Below are 10,671 nucleotides of genomic sequence, written 5' to 3' on the forward strand. Positions count from 1 at the left end.
GTTTGTAAATATTTGAAATAAAAGATTATCTGCCTTACATGACTGAAGTGGTTAGTCAGGTAAATAGTTTTATCGTTCTTGATGAAGGATCGTAGCATGATTGATAAAAGTACCGCTTCCTTAACAGAAGCACTTTCTCAAATTAAGGATGGATCAACCATTATGATCGGCGGCTTCGGTACGGCTGGTCAGCCTGCTGAACTGATTGATGGATTGATAGAACTTGGCATCAAAGATCTCATCATCGTCAACAACAATGCAGGTAATGGTGACTATGGACTTGCTAAATTACTCAAAGCTGGTGCTGTCCGTAAGATGATTTGTTCTTTCCCTCGCCAATCGGACTCTTGGGTATTCGATAAGCTATACCGTGCAGGAAAAATAGAACTTGAGCTTGTACCACAAGGTAATTTGGCTTGCCGTATTCAGGCGGCAGGCATGGGTTTGGGTCCAATTTATACACCAACAGGTTTTGGTACGTTGTTGGCAGAAGGCAAACCTACACTCAATTATGAAGGCAAAGATTTTGTTCTCGAAAATCCAATTAAGGCCGATTTTGCTTTAATCAAAGCACATCAGGGCGACCGCTGGGGCAACTTGGTTTACAACAAATCAGCGCGTAACTTTGGCCCCATTATGGCCATGGCGGCAGATGTGACGATTGCTCAAGTCTCAGAAGTGGTTGAACTTGGTGCATTAGACCCAGAGCACATTATTACCCCTGGTATTTTTGTACAACATGTCGTGGCTGTTCAATCTGCACAGCTTGAGCAATCTGCATAAATCACGTGAGGAAAGAACCATGAGCTATACCAAATTAACCCGTGATCAAATTGCAGAACGTGTTGCACAGGATATTCCAGATGGTGCTTATGTCAATTTAGGCATTGGCTTACCCACTAAAATTTCAAATTATTTACCAACAGACAAAGATGTATTTCTACATTCAGAAAATGGACTTTTGGCTTTTGGTCCTCCTCCGGCTAAAGGCGAAGAAGACCCTGAATTAATTAATGCAGGAAAAGAGTTTGTCACTATGCAAACGGGTGGCTGCTTTTTTCATCACGGTGACTCTTTTGCCATGATGCGTGGCGGTCATTTAGATATTGCAGTATTAGGCGCTTTTCAGGTTGCCCAAAATGGTGACTTAGCAAATTGGCATACTGGTGCGCCAGATGCAATTCCTGCTGTAGGTGGTGCAATGGATTTGGCTGTTGGGGCGAAAAAAGTCTTTATTACTACAGACCATGTGACCAAAAAAGGTGAACCGAAAATTGTCGCCGAATTGTCATACCCTGCGACAGGCCTGCAATGTGTCGATCGTATTTACACAGATTTGTGCGTGATTGATGTAACAGTTGAAGGCATGAAAGTGATTGAAAAAGTTGAGGGTCTGAGCTTTGACGAATTACAGTCAATGACCGGTGCAAAGCTGATAGATACGACAGCTTAAAGCAAAGAGTCCCTCCTTGATTAAAGGAGGGATTTAGGGAGGATTAATATTAAAAAATTAACTTCCTGTAAATCCCTCCCAACCTCCCTTTAAAAAGGGAGGAGCTGAGTTTTTAGGATTTATAAAATGAAAAATGCCTATATTATTGATGCAATCCGCACCCCTTTCGGTCGCTATGCGGGCGGTTTAGCAGCAGTACGTACCGATGACCTAGGTGCCTTACCTATCAAGGCACTGATGCAGCGAAATCCAAGTATTGCTTGGGAGTCTGTTGATGACGTGATTTACGGCTGTGCGAACCAAGCCGGTGAAGATAACCGTAATGTTGCACGAATGTCGTCGCTACTCGCAGGTGTACCTTTTCAAGTTCCTGCTACAACTGTGAACCGACTTTGTGGTTCATCACTTGATGCAATTGCGATGGCAGCCCGTGCAATTAAAGCAAATGAAGCAGACTTAATTATTGCTGGCGGTGTTGAAAGTATGTCCCGTGCGCCCTTTGTTATGGGTAAATCGGAAAGTGCTTATGGACGCAGCCAAAAGATTGAAGACACCACCATGGGCTGGCGTTTTATCAATCCAATACTCAAACAAATGTATGGCGTGGAAACCATGCCTCAAACCGCTGAAAATGTGGCAGAACAATTCAATATTAACCGTGCTGATCAAGATGCTTTTGCCTTAGAAAGTCAGCGCCGTACAGCTGCTGCACAAGCCAATGGTTTTTTTGAGAAAGAAATCATCTCTGTAATCATTCCACAGCGTAAAGGCGACCCACTGATAGTCGATACAGATGAGCATCCACGCGCATCGACGACAGCAGAAGGTTTGGCAAAACTCAAACCTGTGGTGAAAGCAGATGGTACGGTAACTGCGGGCAATGCTTCAGGAATCAATGATGGTGCAGCTGCACTACTGATTGCTTCAGATGATGCTGTTAACAAATTTAAGTTAAAGCCACGGGCCAAAATTATTGCGGCAACGGTGGTGGGTGTTGAACCCAAAATCATGGGCTTTGGTCCTGCGCCTGCCATCAAAAAGCTATTAGCTCAAACAGGTCTAAGCCTTGAACAAATGGATGTAATCGAGCTGAATGAAGCTTTTGCGGCTCAAGCCTTAGCGGTTACCCGTGAACTAGGTTTGGAAGATGGTGCTAAACATGTCAATCCAAACGGTGGCGCTATTGCTTTGGGGCATCCTTTAGGTGCATCTGGAGCCCGTTTAGTGACGACTGCGTTAAATCAACTTGAGGCAATTTCAGGTCAATATGCCCTCTGTTCGATGTGCATTGGTGTCGGTCAAGGCATCGCTTTGATTATTGAACGTGTTTAATCCTCAATAAAAGTCCTCCTTATCAAAGGGGGATTTAGGGGAATTTATAAAATTAAGGATTCAAAACATGCCTACATTCATATCCAATGATGCTTTGATTAATTACGCAACTTTTGGTGATACCAACAAACCTGCGATTGTCTTTTCTAATTCTTTAGGCACAAAGTTCAACATGTGGAAGCCTCAGATAGAGGCGCTGCAGCAGGATTATTTTGTGATTTGTTATGATACACGTGGTCATGGTGCATCTTCAGCCCCTCAAGAGCCTTATAGCCTTGATCAATTGGGTACAGATGTCATCCATTTATTGGATCATTTAAATATTCAACAGGCCACATTTTGTGGAATATCGATGGGTGGTTTAACAGGTCAATGGCTTGCAATACATCATCCTGAACGCTTTAACCATGTCATTGTATGCAATACCGCTGCAAAAATTGGGCAAGAATCAGCTTGGAATGAACGTGCACAGTTAGTCCGTCAACAAGGTTTGAAACCAATTGCAGAAACGGCAGCATCACGATGGTTTACAGAACCCTTTATTCAAAGTAACACGGCAACTGTACAATCTTTGAGTAACGACCTCGGAGCTGGCAGCCCAGAAGGTTATGCAAGTTGTTGTGAAGCTTTGGCTAAAGCGGATTTACGCAACGAAATCTCGTCTATTCACGTACCTGTATTAATTATTGCAGGTCAACAAGACCCTGTAACTACAGTTGCAGATAGTCAATTCATGCAAGAACACATTGCAAATAGCCAATTATTTGAAATTAATGCATCGCATATTTCAAACATCGAACAGCCAGATGCATTTAATCAGGCTTTGCAGAATTTTATACAGCAATAATAAGCAGCTGAACAAATTCAATGTAATGTTATTAAAATAGAGCCTTACCATTGTGCAGGGCTTTATTTCGTTTGAAGGCTTTGATTTAATGTCCGTTCTTAAAATAAATGGACAATTAGAAGAATGATTCATCTATATAAAAAACGGATCAATATTGCTTTCTAGTTTAATCATTGGCTTTAGTTCTACGATTTCTAATGCAGATGTTACAACTCAGCGTATTAAGGATATAAAGACTTATACTCTCGCCAATGGAGGTGGTATCGAGATCTTTCTGTGCAATTAGTAGACTTGAAAAATAGGCATATAAATGCTTATTGCCTGCAGCATTGCGGAAATTGGTTTGTGGATTCCAGAATTTTAAAGTTATAGCTTAAAGAAAAAATATCAAGGCGCAAAAGTATGGACATCTCTTTCATACGAAAAAATAAAGACCGTATTGCAGGCCCAAGCTTTAATGAATAATTATACTTTATCTAGAAAATTAACATTAAAAGCACTCCGTAAATGAATATTGATATTGAAAAAGACCGAAGTATTGGAGTCCTTCGGTCTAAACTTTTAACTCCACTCATTCCACATAGGCGTTTAAGCCCATATATTGAAGAATAGTTTGAAGAATAATCCCATGAAATTTTAAGCTGCAGGATGATTGAGTTGATCAATGATACCTTGTGCAGCCAATTCATTTAATTCAGCTTCAGTTTTAAATTGGGACAAAATTTCGATTGTGTGCTGCCCTAACTGCGGCGGTGCATGACGGTATTCTACAGGCGTATCAGATAATTTCATCGGTGATCCAATCACTTTAAAATCATGATTTAAAGCATGTGGAATATTCACCACCATTTGACGATGTTGAATTTGCGGTTCATTTAATGCGTCTTCTACAGAGTTGATTACACCCACTGGCACTTTTACCGCATGAATCGCATCAACCCAAACTTGAGCATCTTGTGTCAGAAAATAGGCACTCAATAATGGAATCAATTCTTCACGGTGCTTCACCCGATCTTGATTACGTAAATAGTTCGGCTGATCTAGCAGTTCTTTATAGCCAATCGCAATACACAAATCTTTAAATTGTTTGTCATTACCACAGGCAATAATAAATTCTTTATCTTTAGCTTTAAAGGTTTGATAGGGTACGATATTCGGGTGATTATTTCCCATACGTTTAGGTGCTTTACCCGAGGTCAAATAGTTCATACCTTGATTGGCTAGCGCCGCCACCTGTACATCGAGTAATGACATATCGATATATTGACCGCGTCCTGTATGCTGCCGCGCCAACAATGCCGCCTGAATGGCAATCGTTGAGTACAGTCCGGTCTGAATATCGACCACAGCGACCCCTACCTTTTGTGCGCCACCACCGATTACATCATCAGATTCACCAGTAATACTCATCAAACCGGACATACCTTGAATGATAAAGTCATAGCCTGGTTCTTCCGCACGTGGACCATCCTGACCAAAACCTGTAATTGAGCAATATACGATATTTGGATTTAGCGCACTGAGCGATGCATAATCCAAACCATATTTGGCAAGTGAGCCTGCTTTGTAGTTTTCAATCACGACATCTGCAGTTTGGGCAATTTCACGGACTAGGGCTTGCCCTTCTTCACTGGCAATATCAATGGCTACAGAATATTTGTGACGGTTCGCAGATTGGTAATAGCCTGATTCTTTCGTCGCTTGACCTTGCTGATTTGGCATCCAAGGTGGTCCCCACATACGGGTATCATCCCCTACTTTAGGACGCTCAATTTTGATTACCTCTGCACCTAAATCAGCCAATATTTGACCGCACCAAGGACCTGCCAAAACACGGCTTAAGTCCAATACGCGAATTCCTTTTAATGCACCCATAGTTCACTCCAGATGTGCCATAGTATTGAGCTATGGCACAGATATTTTTAATTATTTTACTGTTGCAGTTTTTGCAGACGCTTTTTGCTCTGCATCAGCAACATGTGTATCTAAACTTGCCAGTTTTTCTTTTTCCGCATCTGAAGAAAGTGATGCTTGCTGTGGGTCATATTGGCGTTCACGGATGAACAAGCCCGGAATAACACCTGCAATAAAGTAAGCAGCACCCATCACAATAAAGGCCATAGTGAACGATCCGCCAGCAGCAATCATACCAATGGTTGCTGGTGCTATGGCTGCGCCTAAACGTCCCATATTGTAAGCACCGCCAATCGCTGTTCCGCGTACATCCGTAGAGAAACTTTCTGCCATATACGTTGCATTTACACCGTATGGAATACCGTATAGGAAACCGAAAGTTACGAGTAAATAGGCGATGTTGGTTGGTGTGTTATAGAAAATGATGATCGGTAAGAATGCTGCCGTAGCTACCGTACCAAACACAAAGGTAATACGACGTCCAAATTTGTCAGCGGCATAGCCTGCTAAAATTTTACCCAGAATCATGGCTGTATATGCGCCTACCATATAGCCTGTCATGGCTTTAAAGTTCATGCTGAGTTCGGTTTCTAGATACGTTGGCATCCAGTTGTTGACACCGTAGTAACCGAATTGTAGAAATGCAGCGGTCGACATCCAAAAGAAGAACATTTTACGATGATTGGTATGCCCAAAAATACGTTTATAAATACTTTCAGAAGGTGCATTTTGATTGACTGCAGCATGTTGCTGTACAGGTTCAAGTTTTAATTCACGGCGTTTTAGCTGCTCAATTTTTGCTTCCTGCCAAGATTTTGGTTCAGGTACAAAACGCATAAAGATCAGGGCAAAGCAGCAGGAATAATGGTGACATAAAATAGCATGCGCCAGCCGTGATCTGGAATAATGGCACCCGCCATCAGCGTTGCAACGATATACCCCACAGTTTGACCCGTTTGCAAAGTCCCAAGTACTGTTGTGCGGTATTTGGTTGGTACATATTCTGCCATCAGCGTATTACACGCCATATAAAGTGAGCCCAGACCAAATGCGCCAATAAAACGTAAAATTAAAAATTGTTCATAGCTTTGGGTAAAGCCTAAAATACAGGTCATGATTGAGAAAAATACTACCGACAAAGCAATAGTTTTCACACGGCCAAATTTATCGCACGCCCATCCACCCGAAATACCACCCAGCGCCATCCCTGCTAAAGAAGAACTACCGAGCATTCCGGCTTAAAATGTACTTAAACCAAATTCAGCCTTTAAACTGGTCAGGCTGAATGACAGCAACATGATGTCTACACCATCAATCACCAAGGAAATAAAGGCAAAAATAAAAGCCATTTTCCAAGTGTTGCTGGTAATCCGATGCATCGTGCCCACGTTAGAAGGCAATTTGAGCGTTCCTGCTCCGTTTTGCATTTCGTTATTCATTTCCTTGTTCCTCATTTTCCCAAATGAGTCATCGGCATTCCTATGTCTGCACATTTGCCTTTTTTATTCTTTTTATTTCATCACTGCTCAGGCTATTGCACAGAGTTACAAGAGTGTTTCACGATGAATCCTTTATTGATTAAGTTTATTTTTGCATAAAAAGTCTCTAAGGCACTCTATGCAGAGCGCCCTATTGATATTGAATTCAATTAGTTACTAAAAGCCGCGATGCCTGTTTGCGCACGACCTAAGATCAGTGCATGTACATCATGCGTTCCTTCATACGTGTTGACGACTTCGAGATTGACCAGATGGCGGGCAACACCAAACTCATCAGAAATGCCGTTACCACCCATCATGTCACGCGCAACACGGGCAATATCTAAAGCCTTGCCACAGTTGTTACGTTTAATGAGTGATGTGCCTTCTACAGCAGCAATGCCTTCATCTTTCATACGTCCAAATCGAAGCGCAGCTTGTAAACCCAAGGCAATCTCAGTTTGCATATCTGCAAGTTTCTTTTGAATCAGCTGATTCGCTGCCAATGGTCGGCCAAACTGTTTACGGTCCATAGTATATTGGTGCGCTGTATGCCAGCAGAATTCTGCGGCGCCCATTGCGCCCCAAGCGATACCATAACGAGCACTATTTAGACAGGTAAATGGACCTTTTAAACCACGTACTTCTGGAAAAGCATTCTCTTCAGGGACAAAGACATTGTCCATCACAATTTCACCGGTAATCGATGCACGTAAGCCAACTTTACCGTGAATTGCAGGAGCGGATAGACCTTCCCAGCCTTTTTCTAAAATAAAACCACGAATGTCACCAACATTACCTTCAGGCGATACTTCTTTCGCCCAAACAACAAACACGTCGGCAATTGGGTTGTTGGTAATCCACATTTTTGCACCCCTGAGACGATAGCCACCTTCGACTTTTTTTGCACGAGTAATCATGCTACCTGGGTCAGAGCCATGATCTGGTTCAGTTAAACCAAAACAGCCAATGTATTCGCCTGTTGCCAGTTTTGGTAGGTATTTCTGTTTTTGCTCTTCAGAGCCAAATTCATTAATTGGCACCATCACCAAACAACTTTGAACGCTGGCCATTGAGCGGTAGCCAGAATCCACATATTCAATTTCACGCGCAACTAGACCGTAGCTAACATAGTTTAGACCTGCGCCGCCGTATTGCTCTGGAATCGTTGGGCCAAGTAAGCCAAGTTCGCCCATTTCTCGGAAAATAGATGCATCGGTTTTTTCATGGCGAAATTGTTCGAGTACACGTGGCTGTAAACGCTCTTGACAGTATGCATGCGCAGTATCGCGAATCATGCGTTCTTCTTCAGTTAATTGCTGTTCCAAAAGAAACGGATCTTGCCAGTTAAATTGTACTTTTGGTTTTTTTACATTGACCATTTGATTCATCGCATCCTCTGCTTTTTCGGGCTTTCTTTGTTTTATTCGATGCTATGTGTGAAAAGTGATTCATTCAAACGATTAATTTGCATGTAGATATGCGCCTTTCGCATACCTGAGCTTTGTTCACAGCGTGCTAAGCACTTTAGCCACTGATTTAAGCGATGGATTGCTTTATTTATAGACTATAGTGGTATATGAAAATCATTCTTATATGCCATTTTGTGATACCTCTCGATAAAAAGGACTTTATCTATGCGGCGTAATATTCCATCATTGCAAAGCTTAATTTGCTTTGAATCTGCTGCGAAACACGCAAGTTATACGCATGCTTCTCAAGAGTTATTTATTACTCAAAGTGCTGTGTCACGCCAAATTCAACAGCTAGAAGAATATCTAGGCGTCACGCTATTTAGCCGAACGCGTCACGGTGTAGATCTCACTGAAGCAGGCAAACAATATGCAAAAAGTATTAAACCCTTTTTGCAAGGCATCGAAAAAAGCACCTCTGATATCATGACGCACAAAGGCTTAGGCGGTACTTTAAAGCTGGGCGTTGTGCCAACGTTTGCCACACGTTGGCTGTTGCCAAAATTAAATAATTTAAATGCACAGCATCCTGAAATTACCGTGCATTTGGAAACCAGTACCAAACCTTTTTTGTTTAATGAAAATGTCTTTGACGCAGCTATTTTTGCAGGAACGCAACAGTATATTGAGCATTGGCCTGGCATTCAAGCGCATTATTTAATGGATGAGGAAGTGGTTCCTGTCTGCTCCCCCAAATTGATTGAAAACAACTTTCCACTTGCGGAAATGACCGATGATCACAGTTTTAATTTAAGCGATGAAGAATTGCTTCAATTGCCCTTATTACAGCAAACCACCCGTCCAAGTATTTGGCAAGAATGGTTTCAAGCCCATCAGCTTCAGCATCCCAAACCATTTGATGGTCAGCGACATGAACTATTTTCTATGCTTTCTGTGGCAGCCAGTCATGGCATGGGTATGGCACTGATTCCACAAATGCTGATCGAAGCAGAACTGAGAAAAAAAGAATTGGTGATTGCATCAAATAAAAAACTGCACGGTAGCCGAAAATATTATTTAGTCCATTCGAGCCAAGACAGTTCACCGCAAATACAAAAATTTGTCGATTGGGTGCTACAAGAATTGCATCAGCTGAGTTGAAGTAGTCGCTATATTTTGAGTACAGTAAATTCGCTGCATTATTCGTTCAATACATGTAACCGTACCTAATGGACGCATCAATTAAAATATAAGGCTATATATCTATGCAAAAAATTGTGGTGTTTTCAGGTGCTGGTATGAGCGCAGAAAGCGGCATCAATACCTTCCGTGATAGTGATGGTCTTTGGGAGCAGCATCGTATTGAAGATGTGGCCACACCTGAAGCTTGGGCACGTGACCCTTCTTTAGTACAGCGTTTTTATAATGAACGCCGTAAACATATTTTAGCCGCAGAGCCAAATGCAGCGCATAAATTAATTGCTGAACTCGATGATTTTTTTGATGTACAAGTCATTACTCAAAATATTGATGACCTACATGAACGTGCAGGCAGTCAAAATGTACTACATCTGCATGGCAATATTCGTTACGCAAAAAGCTCTGGCCCTCAGGCACAATATACGCAGGAATTTTTCCCTATTGAAGGTACTGATTTAAACTTAGAGACCGACAAATGCCCTGAGGGTTATCCTTTACGGCCACATGTGGTCTGGTTTGGCGAAGCAGTTCCTGCCTATGAAGATGCCAGTGTAAGTGTACAAACAGCAGATATTTTTATTGTGATTGGCACAAGTCTAGCTGTATATCCTGTGGCTGGATTAATTCACGAAATTCCTGCTAACTGCCGTGCATTTTATATTGACCCGAAAGCAGATTATCAGCGTGTACCTGAGCAATATGAACTGATTAAAGCAGGTGCCAGCGAAGGCATGAAAAAGCTATTTGAGCAATTAGTTGCGCCATAAAAGTACATTTTGGCATTGTTCTAGATCCAAAAAATCATTTTGCCTGCTACCTTGGCAGGCTTTTTCAGATATTTAGTCCATTCAACTTTATCAATTGCAGTTAAATCACGACATACGTAAGCGTCCGCTGAACACACCTTCTGAATTCATCCTATAAGCCTTAATTTAGTCCCCACTTAGAAACAAGTGGGGACTTAAATTTATGACTACAAATAATCAGACATCCATCGCATCTCTTGCGAAAAAACGAAGAACATACAGTGCTGAA

Annotated in this window: 8 protein-coding genes and 1 pseudogene; 6 read left to right on the top strand and 3 right to left on the bottom strand. The window is 41.9% G+C overall.

Going from position 1 to position 10,671, the window contains the following annotated elements; all coding sequences use genetic code 11:
- Nucleotides 1-96 precede the first annotated feature (96 nt).
- From FTT85_RS14350 to pcaD, 4 genes are all read left to right on the top strand, one after another.
- Nucleotides 97-783 (top strand): 3-oxoacid CoA-transferase subunit A, encoded by a 687-nt coding sequence (locus FTT85_RS14350; protein WP_180023664.1) that lies wholly within the window; start codon nt 97-99, stop codon nt 781-783.
- 19 nt (nt 784-802) lie between these two features.
- Nucleotides 803-1,453 (top strand): 3-oxoacid CoA-transferase subunit B, encoded by a 651-nt coding sequence (locus tag FTT85_RS14355; protein ID WP_078193766.1) that lies wholly within the window; start codon nt 803-805, stop codon nt 1,451-1,453.
- 126 nt (nt 1,454-1,579) lie between these two features.
- Nucleotides 1,580-2,785 (top strand): 3-oxoadipyl-CoA thiolase, encoded by a 1,206-nt coding sequence (gene pcaF / locus FTT85_RS14360; protein WP_180054759.1) that lies wholly within the window; start codon nt 1,580-1,582, stop codon nt 2,783-2,785.
- A gap of 67 nt (nt 2,786-2,852) precedes the next feature.
- Nucleotides 2,853-3,632 carry a 3-oxoadipate enol-lactonase gene (pcaD, locus tag FTT85_RS14365; RefSeq protein ID WP_180183830.1) on the top strand — a complete coding sequence of 260 codons (780 nt, stop codon included), beginning with the start codon at nt 2,853-2,855 and terminating at the stop codon, nt 3,630-3,632.
- A gap of 636 nt (nt 3,633-4,268) precedes the next feature.
- Here the strand turns inward: pcaD and FTT85_RS14370 are convergent.
- The 3 genes and pseudogenes from FTT85_RS14370 to FTT85_RS14380 form a co-directional block, all read right to left on the bottom strand.
- On the bottom strand, nt 4,269-5,507 hold the full coding sequence (locus FTT85_RS14370) for a CaiB/BaiF CoA-transferase family protein (RefSeq protein WP_180183831.1): 1,239 nt from the start codon (nt 5,505-5,507) through the stop codon (nt 4,269-4,271).
- Between the two features lie 51 nt (nt 5,508-5,558).
- Nucleotides 5,559-6,985: pseudogene (locus FTT85_RS14375) on the bottom strand (MFS transporter).
- Between the two features lie 209 nt (nt 6,986-7,194).
- On the bottom strand, nt 7,195-8,415 hold the full coding sequence (locus FTT85_RS14380) for an acyl-CoA dehydrogenase (RefSeq protein ID WP_180183832.1): 1,221 nt from the start codon (nt 8,413-8,415) through the stop codon (nt 7,195-7,197).
- 246 nt (nt 8,416-8,661) lie between these two features.
- On the opposite strand from FTT85_RS14380, the gene FTT85_RS14385 reads away from it, so the two are divergent.
- Nucleotides 8,662-9,597, top strand: a complete 936-nt coding sequence (locus FTT85_RS14385; protein ID WP_180183833.1) for a LysR substrate-binding domain-containing protein — start codon at nt 8,662-8,664, stop codon at nt 9,595-9,597.
- 104 nt (nt 9,598-9,701) lie between these two features.
- Nucleotides 9,702-10,403, top strand: a complete 702-nt coding sequence (locus FTT85_RS14390; RefSeq protein ID WP_180183834.1) for an NAD-dependent deacylase — start codon at nt 9,702-9,704, stop codon at nt 10,401-10,403.
- Nucleotides 10,404-10,671 lie beyond the last annotated feature (268 nt).

This window comes from Acinetobacter sp. YH01020 (assembly GCF_013420275.1).
Taxonomy (GTDB): domain Bacteria; phylum Pseudomonadota; class Gammaproteobacteria; order Pseudomonadales; family Moraxellaceae; genus Acinetobacter; species Acinetobacter amyesii.

Coding starts and splice junctions, on each gene's coding strand:
- FTT85_RS14350 (WP_180023664.1), top strand. CDS start 97: ATGATTGATAAAAGTACCGCTTCCTTAACAGAAGCACTTTCTCAAATT.
- FTT85_RS14355 (WP_078193766.1), top strand. CDS start 803: ATGAGCTATACCAAATTAACCCGTGATCAAATTGCAGAACGTGTTGCA.
- pcaF (WP_180054759.1), top strand. CDS start 1,580: ATGAAAAATGCCTATATTATTGATGCAATCCGCACCCCTTTCGGTCGC.
- pcaD (WP_180183830.1), top strand. CDS start 2,853: ATGCCTACATTCATATCCAATGATGCTTTGATTAATTACGCAACTTTT.
- FTT85_RS14370 (WP_180183831.1), bottom strand. CDS start 5,507: ATGGGTGCATTAAAAGGAATTCGCGTATTGGACTTAAGCCGTGTTTTG.
- FTT85_RS14380 (WP_180183832.1), bottom strand. CDS start 8,415: ATGAATCAAATGGTCAATGTAAAAAAACCAAAAGTACAATTTAACTGG.
- FTT85_RS14385 (WP_180183833.1), top strand. CDS start 8,662: ATGCGGCGTAATATTCCATCATTGCAAAGCTTAATTTGCTTTGAATCT.
- FTT85_RS14390 (WP_180183834.1), top strand. CDS start 9,702: ATGCAAAAAATTGTGGTGTTTTCAGGTGCTGGTATGAGCGCAGAAAGC.